The organism is Pseudomonas brassicacearum subsp. brassicacearum (genome assembly GCF_008801605.1).
Taxonomy (GTDB): Bacteria; Pseudomonadota; Gammaproteobacteria; order Pseudomonadales; family Pseudomonadaceae; genus Aquipseudomonas; species Aquipseudomonas brassicacearum.
Genome location: NZ_VZPJ01000001.1, coordinates 726678 through 750555 on the forward strand (window position 1 = coordinate 726678; position 23878 = coordinate 750555).

The 23878-nt window shown below is 51.2% G+C and carries 18 protein-coding genes and 2 pseudogenes; 11 read left to right on the plus strand and 9 right to left on the minus strand.

Annotation, left to right across the window (positions count from 1 at the left end):
* Positions 1–304 precede the first annotated feature (304 nt).
* The 4 genes from F7R20_RS03135 to F7R20_RS03150 form a co-directional block, all read right to left on the minus strand.
* Positions 305–1717 (minus strand): aspartate aminotransferase family protein, encoded by a 1413-nt coding sequence (locus F7R20_RS03135; RefSeq protein ID WP_081352478.1) that lies wholly within the window; start codon positions 1715–1717, stop codon positions 305–307.
* Between the two features lie 62 nt (positions 1718–1779).
* Positions 1780–3180: an APC family permease gene (locus F7R20_RS03140; protein ID WP_081352477.1), complete on the minus strand. Its 1401-nt coding sequence runs from the start codon at positions 3178–3180 to the stop codon at positions 1780–1782.
* Between the two features lie 901 nt (positions 3181–4081).
* A complete protein-coding gene (locus F7R20_RS03145) occupies positions 4082–5524 on the minus strand; it encodes an aldehyde dehydrogenase family protein (RefSeq protein ID WP_081352476.1) in 1443 nt (480 codons plus the stop codon).
* A gap of 90 nt (positions 5525–5614) precedes the next feature.
* The gene (locus tag F7R20_RS03150; protein ID WP_081352475.1) at positions 5615–6637 is read right to left on the minus strand and encodes an AraC family transcriptional regulator; all 1023 of its coding nucleotides are present in this window, start codon (positions 6635–6637) and stop codon (positions 5615–5617) included.
* Between the two features lie 26 nt (positions 6638–6663).
* On the opposite strand from F7R20_RS03150, the gene F7R20_RS31565 reads away from it, so the two are divergent.
* On the plus strand, positions 6664–6828 hold the full coding sequence (locus F7R20_RS31565; RefSeq protein ID WP_155767773.1) for a hypothetical protein: 165 nt from the start codon (positions 6664–6666) through the stop codon (positions 6826–6828).
* Positions 6829–7053: 225 nt separating this feature from the next.
* Here F7R20_RS31565 and F7R20_RS03155 read toward each other — a convergent pair.
* The 5 genes and pseudogenes from F7R20_RS03155 to F7R20_RS03175 all read right to left on the minus strand — a co-directional run.
* A pseudogene (locus tag F7R20_RS03155) lies at positions 7054–8586 on the minus strand (IS3 family transposase).
* Positions 8587–8824: 238 nt separating this feature from the next.
* Entirely contained in the window at positions 8825–9586 is a 762-nt protein-coding gene (locus F7R20_RS03160; RefSeq protein ID WP_081352474.1) for an enoyl-CoA hydratase, read from the minus strand.
* Positions 9587–9633: 47 nt separating this feature from the next.
* Positions 9634–10089, minus strand: a complete 456-nt coding sequence (locus F7R20_RS03165) for an OsmC family protein (protein ID WP_081352473.1) — start codon at positions 10087–10089, stop codon at positions 9634–9636.
* Positions 10090–10266: 177 nt separating this feature from the next.
* Complete coding sequence (locus F7R20_RS03170; RefSeq protein WP_081352472.1) at positions 10267–12573, minus strand: molybdopterin-dependent oxidoreductase; 2307 nt, start codon at positions 12571–12573, stop codon at positions 10267–10269.
* 555 nt (positions 12574–13128) lie between these two features.
* Positions 13129–13380, minus strand: a pseudogene (locus F7R20_RS03175) (IS66 family transposase); the annotation flags it as partial.
* Positions 13381–13921: 541 nt separating this feature from the next.
* On the opposite strand from F7R20_RS03175, the gene F7R20_RS03180 reads away from it, so the two are divergent.
* From F7R20_RS03180 to F7R20_RS03225, 10 genes are all read left to right on the plus strand, one after another.
* Positions 13922–14035, plus strand: a complete 114-nt coding sequence (locus tag F7R20_RS03180; protein ID WP_145902449.1) for a helix-turn-helix domain-containing protein — start codon at positions 13922–13924, stop codon at positions 14033–14035.
* A gap of 167 nt (positions 14036–14202) precedes the next feature.
* Positions 14203–15165, plus strand: coding sequence for a GlxA family transcriptional regulator (locus F7R20_RS03185; RefSeq protein ID WP_081352471.1), 963 nt, complete (start codon positions 14203–14205; stop codon positions 15163–15165).
* Positions 15166–16250: 1085 nt separating this feature from the next.
* A complete protein-coding gene (locus tag F7R20_RS03190; RefSeq protein WP_081352470.1) occupies positions 16251–17528 on the plus strand; it encodes an O-acetylhomoserine aminocarboxypropyltransferase/cysteine synthase family protein in 1278 nt (425 codons plus the stop codon).
* A 687-nt stretch (positions 17529–18215) separates the two neighbouring features.
* Positions 18216–18965 (plus strand): hypothetical protein, encoded by a 750-nt coding sequence (locus tag F7R20_RS03195; RefSeq protein ID WP_081352468.1) that lies wholly within the window; start codon positions 18216–18218, stop codon positions 18963–18965.
* A 111-nt stretch (positions 18966–19076) separates the two neighbouring features.
* Complete coding sequence (locus F7R20_RS03200; protein WP_025214457.1) at positions 19077–19307, plus strand: AlpA family transcriptional regulator; 231 nt, start codon at positions 19077–19079, stop codon at positions 19305–19307.
* Positions 19308–19311: 4 nt separating this feature from the next.
* Complete coding sequence (locus F7R20_RS03205; protein WP_081352467.1) at positions 19312–20154, plus strand: ParA family protein; 843 nt, start codon at positions 19312–19314, stop codon at positions 20152–20154.
* A gap of 85 nt (positions 20155–20239) precedes the next feature.
* On the plus strand, positions 20240–20449 hold the full coding sequence (locus F7R20_RS32130; RefSeq protein WP_081352466.1) for a hypothetical protein: 210 nt from the start codon (positions 20240–20242) through the stop codon (positions 20447–20449).
* A 14-nt stretch (positions 20450–20463) separates the two neighbouring features.
* Positions 20464–22047 (plus strand): ParB family protein, encoded by a 1584-nt coding sequence (locus tag F7R20_RS03215; RefSeq protein ID WP_081352465.1) that lies wholly within the window; start codon positions 20464–20466, stop codon positions 22045–22047.
* Positions 22044–22592: a DUF2857 domain-containing protein gene (locus tag F7R20_RS03220; RefSeq protein ID WP_081352464.1), complete on the plus strand. Its 549-nt coding sequence runs from the start codon at positions 22044–22046 to the stop codon at positions 22590–22592. The genes F7R20_RS03215 and F7R20_RS03220 overlap by 4 nt, the downstream gene beginning before the upstream one ends.
* Complete coding sequence (locus F7R20_RS03225; RefSeq protein WP_081352463.1) at positions 22589–23776, plus strand: STY4528 family pathogenicity island replication protein; 1188 nt, start codon at positions 22589–22591, stop codon at positions 23774–23776. Before F7R20_RS03220 ends, F7R20_RS03225 begins: the two co-directional genes overlap by 4 nt.
* The last annotated feature ends 102 nt before the right edge of the window (positions 23777–23878 follow it).

The following is a 23878-nucleotide window of genomic DNA, read 5'->3' on the forward strand; positions in this document are numbered from 1 at the left end:
ATCGCCAACACCTACGCCGCCCACGAGCATTCGAAAACGACGTTGTGGCTGGAGAAACACAACGTTTTCAGTAGCCTTTCACGCCTACATCCAATTCGCGTATGAATACGGCCGAACGCCTTTCCGCGACATCACTGTGAATCTGCTCGGTGGCAGTTTGAGCTCGGTACGCATTGGAGGCGTGGTTCTAGATTTCATAAATACGGCAAACGCAGATCGTTCGACGCGTGCGCCACTAAGGCGCACGGTCGAGTACTACAAAGCGCATAACCCATTCGACAAAGGGTCAGCGCGACCACAGCTGTCAATCGAAGCCGATTTCGATTTGTTGGCCCAGCACGACATCCAGTCGCGCAACCAGCCAGTCAATCTCTTCGAGCGAAAGAATCAACGGTGGGGACACCTGGATTAGCGGCGTTCCCTCATGGTCAACCGCGGCACGACACAGCAATCCGGACTTGAACAGGGCCGGTGCAAGGCGGGTGGCAACAAACTCCGTGGAAGGTACGGCGGATGTCCAGCTGCGGTTGGCTTTATCGGTGACCAGCTCGAGCGAGTAATGGTAACCGTCACCGCGCACGTCTCCAACAATGGCGTGTGCTTTTAATTCTTCGAGCTTGGCACGGAAGTAGGCCTGATTGCGCCGCACGTTATTGAGCACACCCTCACGCTCCATGATCTCAATATTGGCTAGCGCCGCAGCGCATGCGGCCGGATGGCCACCATAAGTCAGCCCATGCAAAAACATCTGCTGCGGGCCGTTGAGGATGGGCTCCATCACCGCATCGCTGGTAATCATTCCGCCCAGGGGGATATAACCTGACGCGATGCCTTTGGCGAAGGTAATGATGTCAGGCTTGATGCCATAGCGGATCGAACCAAACCACTCGCCGAGGCGGCCAAAACCGCAAATCACCTCATCGGCGACCAACAGTACGCCGTATTTATCGCACAAGTGGCGTATGCCATCGGCATAGCCGGCGGGCGGCGTCAGGCTGCCGCCGGCATTTTGCAAGGGCTCGATGAATAACCCGGCAACCGTGTCCGGGCCTTCTTGGATGATCAGTGATTCGATTTCATTGAGCAGAAACGCTGTGAATTGCGCTTCGCTTTCGTCTTGCGGACGCTTGTAGCGCTTGGTGTTGGAAACATGCCGAACACCGGGAATCAAGGGTTCGAAGATGTTACGGATATTGGTCATACCATTAAGTGAAAGCGCGCCAAAACTGGTGCCATGATAGGACACGCGTCGGGCGATAAACTTGGTTTTGGCATGATCACCCCGAGCCAGGTGGTATTGCCGGATCAATTTCATAGCCGACTCATTAGATTCCGAGCCACTTGAGGTGAAAAATACCCGGTTCATCGACGGCGGTGCCAGTGACGCCACTTTCGCCGCCAGGCGAATGGACGGTTCGTGGGCAAAACTCCAGTTACTGAAATATGGCAGCTTGCACATTTGAGCTTTTATCGCTTCGCCAATTTCTTCTCCATGACTATAGCCGACATTTACGCAATACAGGCCCGCCAATCCGTCGAGATAACGGTTGCCAAATTCGTCCCAAACCCAGCAGCCTTCGCCACGGCTCATGATCGTGAGCGGAGCGCTCTCGTAATACGTGGCACTGGTGAAGTGCATAAGCAAATGCTTCTTCGCTAACGCCTGAAGTTCATCAGTTTTGCTGGTTGGAACGATATCTTTTTCTACGATAGTCATGGTGCGAGCCTCTATGCGGATTTGTGAAGCGCCCGGGCATGGGTGCCGTCATTGAAAGTGTGTTAGTCGTCGTGCTGATGTAATTGCGGCGTAGGGCGACGGAAACCCCTGGTCAACCAGAGCAGGTAGAACAGACCGCCGCCGAGCCAGGCCAGGCCGACTTCGAAAGTGGTCGAAGAAAGACTGGTCCACAGCCACAGGGTCAGGATCAGGCCGACCAGCGGGATAAAGCCGTAGCACAGAATGGCCCGGGGCCCTTGCACCCCTTTGTCCCAGAGGAAGTGTTTGATAACGGAGAGATTGACGAAAGAGAAGGCAGTCAGAGCACCGAAGCTGATCATAGTCGAGGCCAGGTCCAGACTGATCAACAGTGCAGTCAGCGATATCAGACTCACTAGAACAGTGGTTGAAACAGGTGTACCGAATCGTTTGCTGGTCACGCCAAAGACGCGCTTTGATAGGACGCCATTACGGCCCATGGCAAAGAGGATCCGCGAGACACTGGCTTGTGCAGTCATCGCGCAGGCGAAACACCCAGCGACATAGATGGCTGTGAAAAAAGCCGATAGCAGTTGCCCGCCCACATGCTGTATCACCTGTAAACTCGCTGAGTCGACGTCCTGAAACGCACGCCAATCCGGGTAAGCTAGGTGGCCGGTGTAGGCAATCAGTATGAATAGAAAGCCGCTGAGCAAGGTGCACAGCATGATGGCGCGTGGAAGGTTGCGCGCTGGGTCCCGTGTTTCTTCGGACAACGTCGACACCGCATCGAAACCCAGAAAGGACAGGCACAGCGTGGCAGCACCGCTGAGCAGCCCTTGAAAGTTGATATCTGGACTGAAAAAGGGTGCGGAGAAGGAAACCGGAGGAGCATCGCTGATGGAAACAATGGAGGCGGCGATGAATACGACGATGAACACGATCTGGACACCGATCAGAGCGAAGTTGACCTTGGCCAACAATTTAATGCCCAGAACATTCAGCACCAGTACACCGAGAATGCTGCCACAGATCCATACCGACATTGGCACGGCGGGAAAGTACTGGGCCATGTAAATGCCGATAACCAGATAGCAGATCATCGGTATGAACAGGTAATCCAGCAGCAATACCCAACCGACCATGAAGCCGATCTTGCCGCCGAATGTAGAACTGGCATAGGCGTACGCCGATCCGGCATAGGGTAGCGAAGCGGCCATCCGCCCATAGCTGTAAGCGGTGAATAACATGGTAATCAGGGTAACGACGTAAGCGGCGGGCAGATGCCCGGAAGTGGCCTGGGTGACCAGCCCATAGGTGGTGAAGACCGTCAACGGCACCATATAGGCTAGTCCAAATAGGACAAGCGACGGCAACCCCAGGACGCGTTCCATGCGACGCGCCGAATTCGTACTAGGTTGGCGCGAGCCGATGGTTCTGGATAAATCGTCGAGAGCTGTGCCCTCTGCGGCTACATCATTCATGCGTATTATTCCTGTACGTAGTTAGTGTTGGTCAGCGCAGCAGGCTGGTGTAACAAAAACGGTAGGAAAATAGATATTATTGTTTTTAGCGCAAACATACATGACAAGCCTAAATGCAAAGGCTGCATTCATATGATACAAGAGTCGCAACAGCTACATTATTCGTACACAGTGCCTATCTTTCTATACAGACACACATTGGCAACTGGAAGTTTACTGATCCTACAGACAATAGTTTCCTACTCACCAAGCGCCTAACATAATCGACTCCGAAGATATTGGCTTGCTACGCCACGACAGAATGATTGGCATTCCATGCCAATCTAACAAAACCAAACCAATTTAGAACTAACTAGTAAGTATGGTGCAAAATAAAATAATCGGCAGACGAGATAACTTTGCCACACATTACCTCTGAAAAACTCTGAGAACCATAATTCCGAAAATGTAGCGTCACTCTCTCAAAAATTTGCAAGCGAGCGGTTGACGAACAAAGAGCGCTCACATTGCAATGGCTTTAATGAACGTCACGAAAATAATCAGCATACTCCCCAGCGAAAGGGAACAGGTCGTGATCTGAAGCAGGTTGCCGGAGCTCATCGACTCCCAAACAAGACTCGAAAGACTGGGCATTTATTTTATAAACTCGGTTTTTTATTACCCAAATTAGGCAGAATATTACCGCATCGAAAATACCTTCAGCGTCGCTCAGCCATTAACGCAACCAGGGATTTCGATAGATGGAATTGCTGGCGACTTTGAATACACAGCCGCGTTTCGCCACGTATTTCGGAGATAAATCAGGTAACTCCTTAGGCATGCAGAGCTAGAAGTATCTAGCCACATTCCGAGAGAAACAAATGGTGACTCCTCAAATAGTAGAGAAGAATCACCAAGCTAACTAAAGCGCGCCCATTATCGACTTAGTTTCTAAAAACTCTTCAAATCCAGCTGCGCCCCACTCCCGACCATTACCTGACTGTTTATAGCCACCGAAGGGTGCATTGATATCAATCGCGGCACCGCAAAGATGGACCATCCCGGTGCGCATGCGCTTTGCTACCGCACTTGCGTGTGACAGACTCGAGGAGTGAACATACCCAGCAAGCCCATATATTGAATCATTAGCGATAGCGATTGCCTCCTCCTCGCTATCATATCCAATCACAACCAGTACAGGCCCGAAAATTTCTTCCCGCGCAATCTTCATGTTATTATCAACATTCGTGAATACAGTCGGATAAATATAAAACCCTTCAGTTGATCGAGCCAGCTCCTCCTCATTACCAACTAACAGTTTTGCTCCTTCCTTTATTCCCACGCCAATAAACTCCTTAACAAGATGGTATTGCCGTGCGTTAGCCATAGGACCCATTGTTGTTTCAGGATCCATAGGGTCACCCACCTTGATCTCAGAACATACCTTGACGATTATTTGCTCTATCTGCTCCAGGTGAGTTCGTGGCACCAGCATCCTGGAGGGCGCCGTACAGGACTGACCGGAGTTGGACATCATATGTAAAACACCATGCCGAACGGCTTGTTCTAAATCCGCATCAGACAAAATAATATTTGCAGATTTTCCACCCAGCTCCAAGGACATTCTTTTTACGGTCTCAGCACCGGCAACCGTCAAGCTCGCTCCTGCCTGGGTAGATCCTGTCAAAGAGACCATATCCACTAGCGGGTGGGAAGCTAGTAGTTCTCCGAGTTGTCTCCCCTGCCCATTAATCATATTAAATACACCGACTGGAACGCCTGCCTCTTCCATTATTTCTGCGAAAATGATCGCTGAGTACGGAGAATTTTGACTTGGCTTAAGTACCATCGTACAGCCTACAGCCAATGCAGGGGCAACTTTACATGCAACCTGATTCATCGGCCAGTTCCAAGGTGTGATAAGTGAGCACACACCAATAGGCTCTTTGATGACGATTGTTGAACCATACTTACTTTCGAAACTGTACTGCTTGAGCGTTTCCAAAGCAGATTGGAAATGCCAGAGCCCAATAGCAGCTTGAAGGGGGCGTGAAAGTTTATGTAGAGGCGCCCCCATTTCAAGCGTAATCGCTTCAGCTAGTTCATCTAAACGCCTCTCGTAGACCGCACAGATTCGCTCTAATAGGGCTACGCGAAATTCGACAGGCGTATTCGAATACTCAGGAAAAGCATCGAACGCGGCTTGTATAGCAATGTTTACATCGATCGCCGATCCGAACGAAATCGATCCGGACACACGCCCGTTAGCAGGATTGATGACATCATGACACGACTGCTCGCCACTTGGAGCAATCCAAGCGCCATTAATAAAAAAACTTTTATGATTTTTACTTTGCTGAAACATCTTCTCTCTCCAATATAGGACCTGACTCAGGTGCAAAGCTACCTAAAGCACTTGACGTGGTCTTGTCTGTTCATGCCTTAAGAACTGACATCAGGCGCCATTTAGTAACGGCTTCGCCAGTACCTGCTGCCTATATTGTTGAGGAGTAAGCTGCATCCATCGCCGAAATGCACGGCTGAAAGAGCTGGCCTCGGTATAGCCAAGCAACAGTGCAATATCGGTTATGCTATGGTTTGAGCACGACACATAATTTTCTGCCAGGGACCGACGCACCACTTCCACAAGGTGGCTGAAGTCTAGATTATGATCGGCCAAACGGCGCTGTAGCGTCCTTACCCCCATATTCATGGCGGCGGCCACCTGATCAATGTTGGGACATCCGCCACCCAAGCTATCCGCGATATGACGCAAAAGCCCATTAAGTAAATCATTAGGTCCAGTTCTCATTACGCGTCGCTGCTCAAGGAACGCTTCTAATACCTGGAACAAACGGATATCGGCGGTGCACACAGGCATTTCCAGCAAGCTTCTAGCGTAATACAGCCGATTGTCGGGCCGATTAAAAAATACTGGACAGTTAAAAATTTCCTTATATACACTCAAATCCCTCGGCGCACTATGTTCGAACTCTACACACGTCGGCGAAAGATCAACACGACCGGTAATTTCACGAATCAAACTCAGCTCTGCGGCAATTGAAAATTCTGCATCCTGCCTGCGCTGAATTATAAGAGGGTCAATTATCTGATAGCCAACACTGACTGAGCTATCGGTCATGATTACGTCGAGCTTAACTCCTTGAGTCAGAACCTCAATAAAATGGCTCAAGCAATGTAATGCCAACTGCATTGTCGGCGCACTCTTTACAGCGTGCCCCCAAACCCCCCATTCATGACAGCTAGTTCGTATTCCGACCTCAAGCCCTATGCTTTGAGATACTTCCCTCCCCAAAAGCTCCCACAAAGCGACATATTTAGATAACGGAATCTCATAGCCAGGTGAATGTAAAGCTTCTCCACTGAGCCCAACTGAGTTCAAATAAGGCGAAAACAACTGTGCGTGCTGTGTGAAAAAACTTTCGGCGTATATGGTATGGCAATTATGTAAAGTCATATATGCCTCACTCGTGCGTAGTGTAAATGATTGATTTACCTGCCAGCGCTCAGGCAAACCTCACTTTTTATTCGAGTCTCAATCTTAGGACCACCCAGCACCATTTTTTTGCTAAAGAAGCCAGTGATTATGCAGGACACGCCAAGCTGCCAAATGTGCTTGGCCTTGGCAACGCAGATTATTTCACCTAAGCAGACATTTGACTCATGTTTTTACAGCATAAAACAGGCCAAACATGAAGTTAGGAACAATGGCCAACTATCAGCACTTAATATAAAAATACCATAGCAAAATGATTAGGACGATGTTGATTAATTGCCTAGACCATACAAATAAGCGCGCCCTACATAAACTTAAACCAAGCTACTTTACCCATAGCGGCGTTTTTCAAGGTAGTTGTCACGTCAACCGTCTAACTATGCCGCTCTTTTCTCGACGTGCTGCTCCCGATCCGGGTTCAACAGCACGGTGCCGATCGGCTTCCAGTTACGTGTTCGACGCGACCAGCGTTCCGGCTTTTTCTCCTTGGCTCGTTCGTACAGCTCATGTCGCCGGGCCAAGACCTGATGGTCCACTCCTCAATGCCGCTCACCCGGGGTGAAGAACCGGATACGGCTATGCCGGTGCTCGTTGTTGTACCAACGCATGAAACCCCTCCCCACGCTCGTACGGCGTCCAGACCGGCAAAAACATCCTGCGACCATTGCGGGCAGTATTTCAGGGTTCTAAACAGCGACTCGGAGTAAGAATTGTCGTTGCTGACACGGGGTCGTCCCCGCGAGGGCGTGATGCCTAGCTCATACATCTTGCTCAACAGCGTCACCGATTTCATCGGCGCTCCATTGTCCGAGTGCAGCACCAGCGGTCCGCGTAAACACTGTTCGCCGATCACGCTGCGTTGCAGCAGCGCGGCGGTTTTTTCGCCGCTTTCCGCATCATAGACCTCCCAACCCACGGCCTTGCGGCTGTAAATATCCTCGTCAGATAGAGGTAGTAATACTGGCCGCGTATCGGCGACGGCAGATACGTGATGCCCCACAACCACACCTGATTCAGCCCTTTGGCGGCATGCGTCGTCGGTGCGCCGTACCGCCAGGGGGCTGACTACAACCTCAATGCTTGCTGTTGACCCGTCGCTCGCAGGACGCGATAAAACGTCGCCTCCGAAGCCAGGTAGCGCCCTTGATCGGCCAGACGCGGCACGATCTGGCTCGGCGGCAAATAGGCATACTCCGGCCTATTGCACAACGCCACGATCGCTTGCCGCTCGCGCGGTGCAGGTAGTACGGTGGTCGTTCGGGCATCGGCCTTGATAACGCCTGCTCCAGTCCACCGTTACAAGGTCCGCAGCGATAAACCGATTCCCGGCAGACTCTGATTTTTCTGGCACCCGCAGCGGACGCTTCGCTCAGCCAGTCAACAAGTAACCGCCGTTCTGGCAAAGACGTGAGTTGTCCCCGTTGTCAGCCCCCCAGTTGTCATTGAGCTTTTTTCGCAGCACCAACAACGCGGCTGTTTCAGCGAGCGCCTTGTCTTTGCGGCGCAGCTCGGGCTCAAGTTCCTGGATGCGTTTCTTATCTTTGCGAGACTGCTCCCGATCTTCTTTTTTACTGGGCCTTTTCCGATTTCTGGCCGGTCATGAAGGCTTGTCGCCAGGCCGTGATCTGTTCGGGGTAAAGGCCTTTGCGGCGCCAATATTCGCCCTGGTCGATCTCGGACAAATCGGCGGCTTCAAGCACGACAGCAAACTTGGTTTCGGCTGACCAGTTCTCGGTCAACGGCTTGTTTTCGGACACTGCACTTCCTTCAGAACTGAGCTGCATGCGCCAGTTGGACAAAGGCATTTCGCTGACCTCTTCGCGTCTGGAGACCTCGGCCATCGACAGGTTCAGCGGGGGAAGCAGCATCTTGAGTAATGCGGCTCTGCGTTCAGGTGAATAGTACGGCACGACCAGTCTCTTTCCACCCCCGAGATTAAAACCGGGGAGGTAACAACTATCCTGACACCGGGGGATAGTGACGAGCTATTTCTTTTAGGCGGGCAGGGAACAACAGAGTCATGGAATTACCACTATGCCCCTCAAAAAATAGACGCCGCAACTATAATAGAAGCCGAACGCCCGCACGGTAAGTATTCAATTCAATCACCTCAACCTCGCAAGGCATAAACGGCACTTTGTTTAAAAATTATTTACTTAAGAAAGCGTTAATTCCGTTGATAGCATCATCTTCCATGGCATTACATGCCATTACTTTAGCTGCATACGAATAAGCATCCTCTATACACATCGAACGCTGGCGATAAATCATTGCCTTCCCGTGTCGAATGGCAGCAGCGCTCTTGGCTGCGATGGCGGAAGTCAGAACGTCAACAGCACTATCAATGTCTTTATTGTCTACCGCTTGATTGACTAACCCCCAGGATACTGCCGCATCAGCGTCAATAAACTTCCCAGTGAACAACATCTCAAAGGCATGTTTATTCGATATGCTCCGGGTCAATGCGACAGACGGTGTGGAGCAGAACAAACCCAAGTTTATTCCTGAAACCCCAAAACGAGCACCCACTACTGCAACAGCTAAGTCGCAACTCGCGACTAATTGACAGCCTGCTGCAGTGGCGACACCTTGCACGCGCGCAATGACAGGAACAGGAAATGAGTGGATTTTCATCATCACTTCACTGCACAAGCTAAATAGTTGCTGATAATACGAAAGATCAGTATTCTGCTGCATTTCGCGTAGGTCATGCCCTGCGCAAAACGCTTTGCCTTTCGCTGCCAGGATCAAACAACGAATAGTTGTATCGCCCGCGTGCACATCTAGCTGTTCTTTCAGCGCATTAAGCATGTCTTCTGACAGTGCGTTATACTGTTGCGGCCGGTTCAGCCACAACGTCACAACATCGTTCCGCCGCTCATAAAGTATAACAGATTCTATATTTTCCATACAATTTCACCCTCACGCCCGCGCATTACTGCGCGGGCCCCTTAACGTTACTCTGAATAATCACAGACCGTAATGGTGGCTTTAATTGAATTACCAATAAAACACCGCTTGTGTGCTCCAGAATGCATCCGGTTAATAGCATCCGCGTCCGGCCTCTTCTCTCCGGAAAAAACAATCTTCGGATAAAGCTCAATTCGCGTAATCTCCAACCCACCGCCGTCCGCCTTTTCCAAATATCCCACAGGCATATCACAATAGGACTCAGGTAGAAACCCTAGTTGTTCAGCGATTGCTAAAAAAAACAGCATATGACAGCTTGCTGCAGCACTCACTAGCAATTGTTCTGGATCAGCACACAAAGCGTCGCCTTTGTATTCAACTGAAGCCGATACATTTAATTTTTGCTTCCCGTCAAAGTGACTCACATGGTTACGTGAGTAAGTGGAGGCATCATCGGCATGGGCATTTTTTTCCCATTTTATTTCAGCAACATGTTCAGACATAAACCACCCTCATTCCAGTCAATATAGTCAACTAAGCGCCATACAACTAACACAGCCCCTACTCTATCAATCTAGATCAGGACCAAACATACGATTTAGCTTGTCAGAGGCAACATCTCCTCACCAGGATTAACCATCATTCATTCGCGGCAGCAAGCTGTCGAGATATTACATATCTCAGGCAACCACCTTACTATCGACAAGATTTTTATAATACTCCATTGCATCTGGTGCCAATTCATTATAAGGGGCAATATTTACTAAGCACGTGTGTGCTACACAACCCTGACCAAACTTGGATGAACCAATATCCAGCGTTAAGGTATTGGGATTGCCTGCGAAATCCAAACTATTTTGTGCCGTTGTAGTCAGCCAAGCGCCGGTTGGAAGAACAACCACACCCGAGCTAACCGTATCGACAATTGTAGCTGTCGCTAGACAAGCCCCTCGTGCACTCCACAATTTTACAATGTCACCATCATTTATACTCAAACGACGAGCATCTCCTGCATTTATTTTTGCTTGCTCTCTACCGTTACGCTTCATCTGCAGGCTTGCTTGGCCTGTTTCTAATTGACTATGCAATCGACCGGCAGGTTGGTTGGATATCAGATGCAATTGTGTAGCATCAGCGTTACCCAACCATTCAGCAGGTTCCAGCCAAGCGGGATGAGACAAACAATCATCATATTGTAATTTGGCTAAGACAGAGCTATTGAGGACTATCTTTCCACTTTCGGTTTTAAGCTGGTGTAACTCAGGTGATTCACGAAATTCGCGCAGGTAAGTATGATGACTTCGCATTGGGCATTCGGCATAGCCCTGCTTCCAAAACTGATCGAAATCGACCATCTCAAAACCGAGACGATCAAACGCATCAGTTCGAGTCTCATTATACATATGCCTTAACCAATCTATTTCGTTACGACCCTCATTAAACTCATCATGCACGCCTAATTTTTTTGCAACAGCATCAAAAATATCAAAATCCGACTTGGATTCACCTACTGTATCTATTGCGCGATGCATGGCCAACACATAATCAGATCGCTTACTGGCGGCAATATCATTTCGCTCAATAGAAGTATTGGCTGGCAGCAAGATATCCGCACGCAAAGCAGTAGGTGTAAACATTGGATCTTGCACAATTATAGTTTCTGGCTTCTTCCATGCCACATCCAATCGATTTAGATCTTGATGATGATGAAACGGGTTACCCCCTGCCCAATACACAAGCCGTATGTCTGGATAAACCTGCTGTTTTCCATCATAAGTGAAATCAGCTCCTGGATTTAACAGCATATCACTGATTCTTGCCACAGGAATGAAGCTTGAAATCCGTCTTTTAAACTGCGAAATAGAAGGAGATTTACTTAGGCTTATCGGAGCGCCGACCCCGCCGAGCGACGCATATCCATAGCCAACCCCTCCTCCGGGCAACCCTATTTGTCCAACCATCGCAGCAAGCGCTAATCCTGCCCAATAGGGCTGCTCACCATGGTGAGCGCGCTGTAAGCTCCAACTGAGCGTGAGCATCGAGCGGCTACTTACAAGTAGCTTCGCTAGGTCACGAATACTTTGTTGCTCTATGCCAGTGATTGATGATGCCCAGGCGGCATCTTTGTACTGGCAGTCTTTTTTACCAGCCAGATAGTTAATAAAGTCATCCGAACCGCTGGTACAGCGGTCGAGGAAGGCTTTGTCATGCGAGTCTGATTTTAAGATTTCACCTGCCAGCCCCAGCATGAGCGCAGTGTCGGTGTTCGGGCGAATTGGCCACCAATCTGCCCCTACCCATTCAGGCAGATCATCTCTTAATGGAGAAACTAAAATAACTTTAATATTCTTAGCAGCAATTTTTCTTAGATTGCTTTCAAGAGAATGTTTGGCAATACTCCCGGCCTCGTTCTGTGCTGTTCGGGGAGATAAGCCGCCAAAGACTATAAGCGTCTCAGTGTGCTCGACAACCGTATCTAAAGTACTGGACCCGCCCGTACAGGCTGCGTCATCTCCAAGGACATGCCTAAGTATTGTGGGTCCTGCTGCAATTGAGTAGGTATCCACATGGCCAGTGTAGCCCCCTACCAGGTTCAGCATACGCTTGAGCAAAGACGGGGCATGATGAAGCCGACCACAACTTGTCCACCCATAGGAACCGGCAAAAATTGCTTCGTTACCATAGTTTGAGGACACCCGATTAATTTCATCGGCCACTAAATTGGTGACTTCTTCCCAAGTCACCGGTATGAACTGGTCTTCACCCCGCCTGGATCGATCACTTTTTTCCCGGCTCTGAAGCCAACCAGAACGGACCATAGGTTGCGTGATACGTCGATCTGAACGTGCCCATTCGCGAACGGAGTCGATAATCGGCGAAGGCGCAGGATCATGTTCAAATGGCTCGATCCCAACAATTTCGTTATTTTGGACGAGAATTGAGTAGGCTCCCCAATGGCTGCAATGGGCGTAACGTTCAACCTTCATACTTGAGCCTCCAGTTTTTTGTTCTAATGATCTGTAGATACCCGTGCTTTCGCCGAGTACCAGCTCAAGCCGCTACTGATTGCCGAGCAACGCGCAGGACTCAATGCAATGTGCAAGCTCTTAATTGGGGCTACTAGTCATAAGAATGACCGTCATAGCCGCCCGGGCAGGAAATAGCTCAGTTCTGACTGTAGCCATCAACGCGACTTCTCTGATGCCGTTCTTTTTCGATCTGCTTGTTAGGCCTGGATTTGGCAGAGATCTCCTACCTCGCAACCCGAGCCTCCTAGCAAGCAAAGTAATCAGTGACGAAGCCCGCGGCTTGTCAGTGGATGACAGAGTCGTTGACATCTGATGCCAATCGACTTTCATCCAAAATATGAAAGCAGGAGTACTGGGAAAGCCTGGGCCATTCGCCCACGATACACTGCTCGAACAGCTTGTTTGAGCGGTTCCCAGTCCGGCAGTACGCCAAGATAGGTTTGTTCAGCAGGCTAACCATCTCATGAAAAGCAGGGGCGACAGAGCCAATACAATCGGCTGCCAGGGAGATATTCAACCTTCATACACAATCGTGCGGCACTGTCCCTGACGTCCGAGTGCATTGGCGAATCGACAGCAACGTCGTACAGCGATTGCCACTTGGGTTCTGTTTTTTGACCGCGCAGTTGTTGCTGATGTTTTGTGTCGAGTTCCCCGGCCGCGCCCTTTAATCTCGTAAAGCTCGGCGATCCCTCGCAAGGCCTCAGCGGCCACCCGGCTCTGATTGGTCATATGCAGATCGAAGAACTTGCGCCGTGCGTGGGCCATGTCTCGGAACCGTCCGCCCAACACTCTATCCTGACAGCCCTCTAAATTAGCCAAGATAGGGGACACCATTTTTTAGTGGATACTATCTTGAATACAGTTGCCCCAGCTCGTCGAACCGGTCGCCGCCCCAACTTCCCGCTCGACTTTAAACGCCGAGTCGTCGAAGCCACCTTCCAGCCCGGCGCCTCCGTGTTGTTGCTCGCTGTGAGTGCTGGAGCATCGAAACAAGATGTAGCTGAGGTAATTATGGTAGCAACAGCCCTTCGCGCTGGCGGCGGCGGTACGCATGGTTGGCAAGCGATGAGACACATCGCTGAAACGAAGGACGTAGAGGCCAAAGAGCTTTGACCAGACCATGAAACCTAACGGTTGAGGTCAAGCTGCTTCGGTATCAGAGAGGTCGGGTACGAGCTTATAGGTGAGCCCACACCTGCGACTCAGCCGCTGCTCGTTACAATGATCTCTCTTTCCCTAAGTAATGACGCCCTGCCAAGCCGCACCGACTAGCAATGCGGTGTAATCCCCAGGACCTTATGCGTTGCGAACTCTCCAAGCCGTAGCACGATGTCGAAGCTTTTCTGCAGCCGTTGCCGAGCTAAATGTCACACCTATCGCCGCCGGGCAGCAACTTCTCAATCTGCATTCAAGGTAGGTCAACTCCTTGTTTTAGCGCTCAGGCAGATCCGTCCATCAAAAGCTCATGACGATTTTTCGAAAAGATGTATAGATATCTATTGCGAGGGGACGGTCTAGTACTCAAAATTACTCAGTAAGTCGTCAGTAAACGTGTCCAGACGTTGCCTCTTGGAGTAGCTGTTTATGCGCCCTAAATCCATACAGTTCATCACCTATCCGAACGTAAGTTTGCTTGACTTGGCGGGGCCTCTCGACGTGTTCACGGCAGCCAACCGCTTCTCCCGCCCCGATCACCAACCGTATACGATTTCTATTTTAGCGTTAAATCCAACCACTGAGATATGCTCAAATTTCTCAATAAACACTGAAATTCTGCAAGCAGAAACCTCTTCGCCACACACCTTAATTATACCCGGTGGACCAGGCATACATGATTTCTGTAAAGACCCGAAATTTGTCACGCACTTTATAAACCATGCAGACAAAGCCGAGCGCCTGATTTCTGTTTGCACTGGCATATTCGCACTAGCCTGTGCCGGAAAACTTGACGGACGAAGAGCAACCACTCACTGGTCGGCTTACGACGAACTGGAGAGAAACTTTCCATCAATAATAATTAAACGAGGCCCAATATTTATTAATGATGAGCACATATGGACATCAGCAGGTGTTACATCAGGAATTGATCTAGCATTATCGATCGTCGAGAAAGATTTGGGACACTCCGTTGCGCTGGAGGTTGCTCGACACTTGGTAATGTTTCTCAAACGCCCTGGAGATCAGAATCAATTCAGCTCTTCCCTAACCTTGCAATCGAAGAGCAGTCAGTTCTCAGATTTGCATGCATGGATTAATGAAAACCTAAGCACCGACTTAACAGTACCAGTGCTCGCAAATTTCATGAACATGAGCGAAAGAACCTTCGTACGTAAATACTCGGAATCAATGGAAAAATCACCAAGCAAAATGGTGGAACTGCTCCGACTAGACGCGGCCCGCGATATGCTTACAAATTCAAATAACCCACTCAAAACCATCGCCCAGCGCTGCGGGCTGGGCAGTGAATCAACCCTCATCAGAAGGTTTGTGAAGAATTTTGGCATCACCCCCAAGGAGCATCGCGCACGCTTCAAATCGACCAAATAACATTGCCAACGCCCACAACGCAGCGATGTTTTTTGGCAAAAACGCCTTCCCCAATCCTGAGCGTCATCTCACCTATGAACAGCAAAAAGCTAAATGGCTTGATCGCCTTGAAGCGATATTCACCAAAATCTGGCGGACATGATCAATATTTTGTCATTTTCTCATGATAAATCTTCTTTAAATTAATCCCACCTCAAAATAGCCTTTCAGGGTGACAGAGACTAAGACTTGGAGATAAAACTCAGCATCTACCCCGTATAGTTAACACGCTTGAATACCCCCCTTCATGTTCAGCGTCAGAGACTTCGCCCATGTCCAAACTGGCAATCAATACAATCGAGCTGCAAGCAAAAATGGATAACAACCTGCACATGGAGATCTTATCCTTACTAAAAAATATTAAAAGGGTTTCGCCACAATGCGTTGAGTACGCTCTCACACAAAGTACAAACCTCAACGTCTGGATCATAAAATTCACCTGGATTGACGCAGCCTCAATGCATAATCACTTTTCCTCTGAATCATTGCAGTCCCTTCTAACATTATTAGCCTCCAGATGTTCGAAACTTTACTTTGAAAAAACCTTTAGCACTGAAGGGTAAGACTGCTCAGGGGCTCTGAGAAGGCAATGTCACAAAACAAAATCCAAAGCCTTCCGAATTGCGCCTGTACTCACGGGTCGTACGTGGCCCCAGATTTGATATGCACTCACGCATGAATCCAAGACAATCCTTAAACATTCGCAGAAACCAAGCCATCGGCACCTTCCGGCAAAGTCATGATGACGACTTGATAGCACTGAAATTGGCTATTAGGTTCGCCATCTTGCGGCCCTTCTTCGATAATAGGGTCGCGTCTGGAGATTGCTTGCTGTCTGATCTGCGTTTAATGTCATGTCGCGAACGCGTGATCACCAGTAATGGCGGAACGCCTTCACATATATTCTGCGCGCAGCGTTTGGGGGGCAACCCCCCTCGGCAAATTTGGACTTACCAGGTCACAGAGCTCGAAGATCGGCATAATGGACTTCGACAAAATCTTCGTGCCGCAAAATCCGGAATAATTTAAAGGGATCAAAACCAATCATGAAAGACGCCACCATCGCGCTGCACCATGGCTTCAAGTCAGACCCGACTACCAAGGCTGTCGCAGTGCCTATCTATCAGAATGTTGCCTTCGAATTCGATAACGCCCAACACGGTGCCGACCTTTTCAACCTGGACGTGCCGGGCAACATTTACACCAGAATCATGAACCCCACCAATGATGTGCTGGAACAAAGGATGGCCGCCCTCGAAGGCGGCGTGGCAGGGCTGGCCGTATCGGCCGGCAGCGCGGCAATCCATTATGCGATCCAAACGTTAACCCGCGCAGGTGACAATATCGTCACTACCCCACAACTCTATGGTGGCACCTACACTCTCTTCGCCCACCTGTTGCCAAGCTTTGGCGTGGAGGTGCGTTTTGCCCGAGATGACTCTGCCGAGGCTATCGCCGAACTGATCGATGACAACACCAAGCTGGTGTACTGCGAAAGCATCGGCAACCCGGCGGGTAACATCATTGATCTCGAAGCCCTGGCTGAAGCTGCTCACATCCGCGGCGTACCGCTGATGGTCGACAACACGGTGGCTACGCCTATTCTCTGCAAGCCGATTCAGTTTGGCGCCGATATCGTTGTGCATTCCGTGACCAAGTACGTCGGCGGACACGGCAATTCCCTGGGCGGTGTGATCATCGACAGCGGCAATTTTCCTTGGACCCAATACCCGGAAAAATTCCCCAGCCTCAACCAGCCCGAGCCGGCGTACCATGACGTGATTTATACCGAGAAGTTCGGGCCCGCCGCCTTCATCGCGCGCGCACGCACAGTGCCATTGCGCAACACCGGCGCGGCACTGGCACCCATGAACGCGTTCCTGCTGCTGCAAGGCCTGGAAACGCTCGCGCTGCGCATGGAGCGTCACACCGACAACTCCCTGAAAGTTGCGCAATTCCTGCAGAGCCATGCTGAAGTGGAATGGGTCAGCTACGCCGGTCTCCCGGACCATCCTCATCACGCACTGGCACAAAAATACATGCAGGGTAAACCGTCGGCGATCCTATCGTTTGGTTTGAAGGGCGGCTATGACGCAGGCGTGCGCTTCTATGATGCTCTGCAAATCTTCAAGCGACTGGTCAACATCGGTGACGCCAAGTCTCTTGCCTGCCATCCGGCTTCCACTACCCATCGGCAAATGAACCAGCAGGAACAAGCAAAGGCTGGCGTGAAGCCCGAAATGATTCGTCTGTCGGTAGGCATCGAGGCGATTGAAGACCTTATCGACGATCTGAGCCAGGCGCTGGGCTCGTCTCAAATGTGAGGCGAGAAGGTCGGCTAGGGCGTTATATCCTATCCGCATTGCTCATTCAGTAGGCGGCCATAGGTTCTGCGAAGCCGCAGATGTACTGTGTGGTGATGCCCTTTGCTTGACTACAATCGCCGTATATTCACTGTTCTAAATTTTTCGCGAACGTCGCCAAGTCCCGGAGAAACAGTTCGGGCACCTGGCGCCGTCGCCCTCCTCTGATACCATCGACCCAATCCTAATAATGGCGAGCCCGAAGTCCAATATGGCGTAAAAAATCAATATTTTGACATTTTTGCGAGAAGCGAACGTAGCATCATGATAAAAATAGAATTTTATTTTATAAATTGCATCTATTGATAATAATATCAGATAAATCTGGCCCATAAGAACATTATACAAAAAAACAACCTCGCGGTTTAAAACTTGCAACCCCGTCAACGCCGCGGACCTCAACCCCCTGTTTTTTTCTGCCAAGTTCAAGAGAACTCACACGACGAATAACAAATCCCACAAACACACCAATAAATCACCTCTTCTATAATCATACAAAATATAAATACACCATTACGAAACGATCATCATATATCTCAACCGTGGCGACAACCCCCTCTCTTTAAGACTCGGGATTCGCAGCACACCAAATAACCATACGTTCACTTGCAAGCTAAGGAGCAAAACATCTCAATGGAGTGATTCGTTATGTACGCAAACCAAAGCTGTAACCTTTATGCAAAACTATTTTACAGACCCGTTGATGCAGCCTTGCGCTGGTGCAACTTGACCACCTATGAAAGAGAAATACTCGAAGTAGCTCAGCACTGTCCAAGCAGGCTCAAAACTAATTTCCCGCAGTGGCCCTGCCTGCATGTAAACACGGAAAAAATTCTCGATGCCATTCAACATGGGGAGCTCGCTTATGGATGTTTCGGCGTACCGGTGGCCATTGGCACTCCCGTTAATTACGACCACATAACCGTCCGTCACACTGATCTAAAATGTTGGATGTCGCGATATTATCCTGATCAACGACCAGAGTTTCTCTTTGGGGAGCCCCTCCATCAAAAAAATGGCATTAGCATTGAAACATACTTAGAATTGCAAGCGGATCGAGAAGCACTGCAAGTAAAACTAAGGGCTTTGGAGGCAGCTCATGAGCAATTACTTAGCGATCTAGAAGCCATTGGACTAGAAAGAAAGAACATACATCACTTGCTCAAGACTAATCATAAAGTCAGCGATCGTAGCGAAGCCGTTTATCTAAACATTATCGGGTCGATGGTCAACCTGTTTCTCGATAAGTCCCCGTCTGGAAAACCATTGTCAGTTTTCCAATCCCAAGCGGCCATCGTTGACGCGCTAACCGCTCACTATAAAAACGTACCGGGCATAACCAAGCGTACGTTGGACGAAAAATTTGCTGCTGGTAAGCGCAGCCTCATAAATCAATGAGACGGATTGCGCTGCAATCACTCCCGTTGCGGCGCAATGACTCTCGTCCTTTTTTGCTATTCAATTCTGGTCACTTCTCACTACGCGCACGCAGCGCCACGGAGTGTCGACATGTTATCCCAAACCGCCCCGAACGCTTCTGATAATCAACCATCGCTAGAGCGTCATATCATGCGGCGTGACGAGGTGGAGCGAAAAACCGGCTTCAAGCGCGCGCACATCTACAACTTGATGAAGGAAGGTAAATTCCCTCAAGCCAAACGCATTGGGCTGCGCGCAGTTGGCTGGGACTCGCTGGAGATCGAGCAATGGATCAATGAGCGTTTGGCGCAGCAGGCCTGATGCCATGCGCGTGGTATCAGTGGTGTCCACCAAAGGTGGCGTAGGCAAAACCACAGTAGCCGCCAATCTCGGCGGTCTTCTGGCGGATGCGGGTCTACGCGTGCTACTGCTCGATCTGGATAGCCAACCCACCCTCTCCAGCTATTACGCCTTGAGCCAAAAGGCTGTTGCTGGCGCCTACGAACTCATTGCTTTCAACTTAACAACGCCTGCGCAGATTGTTTCCAAGACCGTGATTGCGGGGCTTGACCTCATCATCTCCAACGACGCTCAAGGCCAGTTGAGTACATTACTGCTACACGCCCCTGACGGGCGATTACGGCTACGCAATTTGCTAGACGATTTTCGCCCCCGTTATGACCTGCTTGTGATCGACACCCAAGGCGCACGTAGCGTGCTGTTGGAGATGGCCATCCTCGCCTGCGATATCGCCCTCTCCCCCATCACACCGGAAATGCTAGCCGCCCGCGAACTGAGTCGCGGCACTTTGAGACTGTTCACTGACCTCGAACCATTTCGTCACTTGGGTATTACGCTGCCACCGTTGCGACTACTGCTGAACCAGGTAAATAGCATCCGAGTAGACACGCGAATGATCATTCGTGGCCTGCACGAGTCATTCGCTGGAGCTCCCAACATTTCTGTTCTAGACACCGCAGTTCCAGACCGAGTGGCTTACCTCAATGCCGCCTCTCTTGGTCTACCAGCCCACCGAATCGAGACTCGCCAGTCACATGAACGACGCTCGCAATCAGCGCTGAAAACCATGCAAGCGCTGGCCATCGAGTTGTTTCCGGAATGGCGCGAGGCGATTTCTAGGGTTAGCAGATACGCAGAGGTTCGATAAGGCGAATACCGAAACCGGTATTTCTCGCCAGGTCATTTTGTTTGTTCAACCTCAAGGCCAACAGCGTTTGGCGAGGAGTCTTTTGATGTTGGATCAGTTTCCCATCATCGTTCAGCCATCCATACGACAAGATCATCCGCCTAGCGAGGAATATTGCACCGTGGTCTTTCGCCTGCAGCGTGGGCGCTCGGCCATGGGTCGGTTTCTCGCGGAACTGTCTCAGCATTTCGAAGGTTCGGGTACAGCCGAGATCGTTAAGTTCGAGGTCGGTGACCATTTGCGCCCCCGGCGTTAACTGAGGTAGCTCCAATGAAGAAGCTCACTCAGGAGGAAATCACCGAAAAACTGCACAAGGACCACTTCCCTCGCGGTCCAGAACTGGAGCGATTGTCCGATCCGCTCACTGATACGCCTATGCTGGTTACTCTGGAGCAGTTGCGGCCCTACGAACACAACCCGCGATTCATCCGTAACCCGCTTTATGACGATATCAAGGCATCAATCCGTGAACGCGGGCTGGATCAACCGCCGCCGATTACTCGCCGCCCGGGAGAAGCCTATTTCATCATCCGAAACGGCGGCAATACGCGCTTGGCGATTCTCGGCGAGCTGTGGCAGGAAACCCGCGATGAGCGTTTCTTCCGCATCTATTGCCTGTTCCGCCCCTGGACCGATGAAATCAGCGCCCTACTCGGCCATCTCGCTGAAAGCGATCTGCACGGCCAACTCACCTTCATCGAACGTGCTCTGGCTGTAGCCAAACTCAAGACCATGCTCGCCCCTGATGGAGCAACACTTTCGCAACGAGAGCTGGCACGACGTCTTACCGCTGGGGGCTACCCCGTTTCGCAGTCGCACATCAGTCGGATGCTGGACACCCTCGAACATTTACTACCCGCCATTCCACAAACCCTATATGCCGGGTTGGGGAAACCAAAAATTGAACGCCTGATTGGTCTACGTAGCCAGGCTGAACGAACCTGGAATCGTTATCCGAACGACGCCATTGCGTTTACCGAGTTTTGGCTCGACACCTTAGGGCAATTTGATGCCGACCCAGAGTCCTTCAACCTTGAGCAAATCCAGGATGAGCTGCTCGAACGCATGAGCCGCTTACTCGGCCAGTCCTACCGCATGTTGGCCCTTGAGCTGGGCGATACCCACCGGGTTATCCGGGCGCCCGACGTTGTCGTCACGCCCCCGGAGAGCAACCCTCTGCAGAGCGTCAATGAGCCCGCGGCCGAGCCTCCCCCCTCCGAGCCGCATTCCAAATCAGCTGAAACCAAGACCCCGGCCGAAACAGCGCGAGAGGAACAGCTCACGCTGCCCGTAACGAATGTCGTATCAGCAGTCAGCCCTCCGTCACGTGTCCAGCAGATCCGCGGACAGATTGATCGCGCCACTGCCTCCGAACCAACAAAAACCGTCGCAACCTGTCCGATCGACGACATCTGGATCATCGCACCAACACTGGATACCCCCGAACAACTGCGCTTAGCCATCGCCGGTCTGGCTCGGGAACTGGCAGCCTATGCCGGACGTCCCGAGAGCATCATCGATCAGCAGCAAGGATTGGGTTTTGCTCTAGATATGGAGCGGGTAGATCTTGCGACACCTCGTTCGACGGGCGTTCATCTTCTGCTCCTGGCCCTATTGCGCGCCCAAGACGAAGTGAACTGGGAGGATCGCAAGCAATTGCCCTCAGCCCTTTTCGGGCAACTGCTATTGGGGGTCTATCAACTCCCGCTGGCCGATCGTCCCGCCGTGGACGTAGGACTGGAGCGACTGCCCGACTACCTGTTAATCAAACTGTATCGCCTCATTCGCTTAGCCCGGCGCCTGATCGACTTAACGCTTACCCATGAAGACGATTCACCAAGGGAGCTGCCATGAACCTGTCCTTCAATGTGCTCAACCAGGCCATGCTGACTCAGGTCCTTCACGAGTTGCGCCTGGGTAACCTGCAACGCTGCAAAGCACTCGGACTGGGTGAAGAGGACATTTACTTATTGCAATCCTTACCGCCTACCACGCTGTCACGTCTGGCCCACGCCACCGTCCCCTGGGTTGAGATCAAGATTGATTCGCCGGTGCTACATCGCTTGATCGACCAGGCCGAACGCGACGAACACAACGAGCGCCTGATCAACCGAGCGCTCAAGCTCGGTGCCAGCAGCGCCATCATGTATCAGTACTTCGGTTTGGCGCATTCGGAAACCGCCCTTCGCCGACGTCTGCTCAAGATAGAAACCCGTAAGGGCCGCCCCCAGAACTTGAGCGAAGCGCAGGAACATGCGCTCTGGCAGCGTTGGTGCCAACTACGCGCTGAGGACGGTGCTGAGGATCAGCTCGACGCCATGATGATGTTGTCAGAAGAGCAACAGATCAGCTTGACCATCGTTTGGCAGCAGATCGACCATTACAGCAACGGAACATGAACACTACCCCTTCCAGTCGCTGGCAGCGTGTTCTGCAGCAATGCACCCAACAACTAAGTGAACGTTGGCCCGCACGCCCCACCACTGAACATCCTTCCAACCAGGCCCTGCAGGCGGGCTTTTTGTTCAGTGGCCAATCTCACGAAGTCGTGCCGCGTCGGCTGCTCCTGGATAGTCGGCTGACGCCATTGGAACGGAATGCCTGGCAAGTATTTCGATTTATGCTGCAAGGCCAGAGTGTGATAACTCCTCACTATGAAGATTTGCAGCCTTACTTGTCGAGCGTGCCCTACGGTGCGTCAGCCTCCCGTGAAACCATCGCTCGCGTCTTGACGATGCTCAGGCTGACTCGCTGGCTCAGTTTGGTGAGTCGTGGCCGCGATCAGCTCAGCGGGCGCCTACAAGGTTCTCTGTACGTCCTGCACGATGAACCGTTAACGCCCGCCGAAGCCATGGAGCTGGATCAGGATTATCTGGAGCTGGTCGGCCATGCCCTCTCTCACGCGACCAAGGCTGTACGAATTGTTGCTCAACATGTGTTGGAAGAAATTCGTCAGGACACTGATATCGATTTGGGTCGACTCCCCACCCGGCTCGACAGTTTGAGCGAGCATTGGACACAACAAGGATTGGATAAGGCGCCCGATGAAGCGCTACACGATTCCGAACGGGGTGGCGATCACCGCGTTCGGAATCGTGTGGGACCTCGTTCGGATTCCGAACCGGGTCTGAACGCCCATGTTTCCGGCACCGTTCGGAATCCGAATGCCGCCTGTACTGTATTAAAAGAAAGTATTTGTACGGTACCGCGCGCGACCCCAGCAGTGGATAACCTGCACTGGCCTGATCCGCTGCACCTAAGTCTGAGCGAGCGGCAGGCCGTCACCGTGACGCTGAACAAGCTAAAACCAGCAGATCGGCAGGCGGTGCTCAACGAAGCGGGCGCACGCTGTGCGGCAGGACGCGTCCGCAAACCAGCGGCGTATCTGATGGGCCTGATCCAGCGGGCGCTGAAAGGCGATTTCCGCCCTTGGGCAGGTCAGGCTGAATCGTTACCCATTGCAGAACCGCCACCCGCTCCCCCGCGCCAACTTAGGAAAAAGGGCGAACCCGCCTCTTCCCTCGCCCAAGCGTGCCTGGAGGAACTACGCCAGCTGCGTAGCAAACGCCCTGGACGTCAGTAGATTTGATGCCACTGGCATCAGTGTCGAGCGTCTCGGTAATTGGCCGTCCCGAACCAAACCGAACAGACCACATTCAGCTTTTCGGCTGTCCCTGACCTTCAT

Bases quoted from the DNA above. Each gene is read 5' to 3' on its own strand.
- F7R20_RS31565 (WP_155767773.1), top strand. From the start codon at position 6,664: ATGATTGATTTACCTGCCAGCGCTCAGGCAAACCTCACTTTTTATTCG.
- F7R20_RS03215 (WP_081352465.1), top strand. From the start codon at position 20,464: ATGAAGAAGCTCACTCAGGAGGAAATCACCGAAAAACTGCACAAGGAC.
- F7R20_RS03200 (WP_025214457.1), top strand. From the start codon at position 19,077: ATGTTATCCCAAACCGCCCCGAACGCTTCTGATAATCAACCATCGCTA.
- F7R20_RS03195 (WP_081352468.1), top strand. From the start codon at position 18,216: ATGTACGCAAACCAAAGCTGTAACCTTTATGCAAAACTATTTTACAGA.
- F7R20_RS03185 (WP_081352471.1), top strand. From the start codon at position 14,203: ATGCGCCCTAAATCCATACAGTTCATCACCTATCCGAACGTAAGTTTG.
- F7R20_RS03205 (WP_081352467.1), top strand. From the start codon at position 19,312: ATGCGCGTGGTATCAGTGGTGTCCACCAAAGGTGGCGTAGGCAAAACC.
- F7R20_RS03170 (WP_081352472.1), bottom strand. From the start codon at position 12,573: ATGAAGGTTGAACGTTACGCCCATTGCAGCCATTGGGGAGCCTACTCA.
- F7R20_RS03140 (WP_081352477.1), bottom strand. From the start codon at position 3,180: ATGAATGATGTAGCCGCAGAGGGCACAGCTCTCGACGATTTATCCAGA.
- F7R20_RS32130 (WP_081352466.1), top strand. From the start codon at position 20,240: ATGTTGGATCAGTTTCCCATCATCGTTCAGCCATCCATACGACAAGAT.
- F7R20_RS03145 (WP_081352476.1), bottom strand. From the start codon at position 5,524: ATGTTTCAGCAAAGTAAAAATCATAAAAGTTTTTTTATTAATGGCGCT.
- F7R20_RS03135 (WP_081352478.1), bottom strand. From the start codon at position 1,717: ATGACTATCGTAGAAAAAGATATCGTTCCAACCAGCAAAACTGATGAA.
- F7R20_RS03150 (WP_081352475.1), bottom strand. From the start codon at position 6,637: ATGACTTTACATAATTGCCATACCATATACGCCGAAAGTTTTTTCACA.
- F7R20_RS03225 (WP_081352463.1), top strand. From the start codon at position 22,589: ATGAACACTACCCCTTCCAGTCGCTGGCAGCGTGTTCTGCAGCAATGC.
- F7R20_RS03220 (WP_081352464.1), top strand. From the start codon at position 22,044: ATGAACCTGTCCTTCAATGTGCTCAACCAGGCCATGCTGACTCAGGTC.
- F7R20_RS03160 (WP_081352474.1), bottom strand. From the start codon at position 9,586: ATGGAAAATATAGAATCTGTTATACTTTATGAGCGGCGGAACGATGTT.
- F7R20_RS03190 (WP_081352470.1), top strand. From the start codon at position 16,251: ATGAAAGACGCCACCATCGCGCTGCACCATGGCTTCAAGTCAGACCCG.
- F7R20_RS03165 (WP_081352473.1), bottom strand. From the start codon at position 10,089: ATGTCTGAACATGTTGCTGAAATAAAATGGGAAAAAAATGCCCATGCC.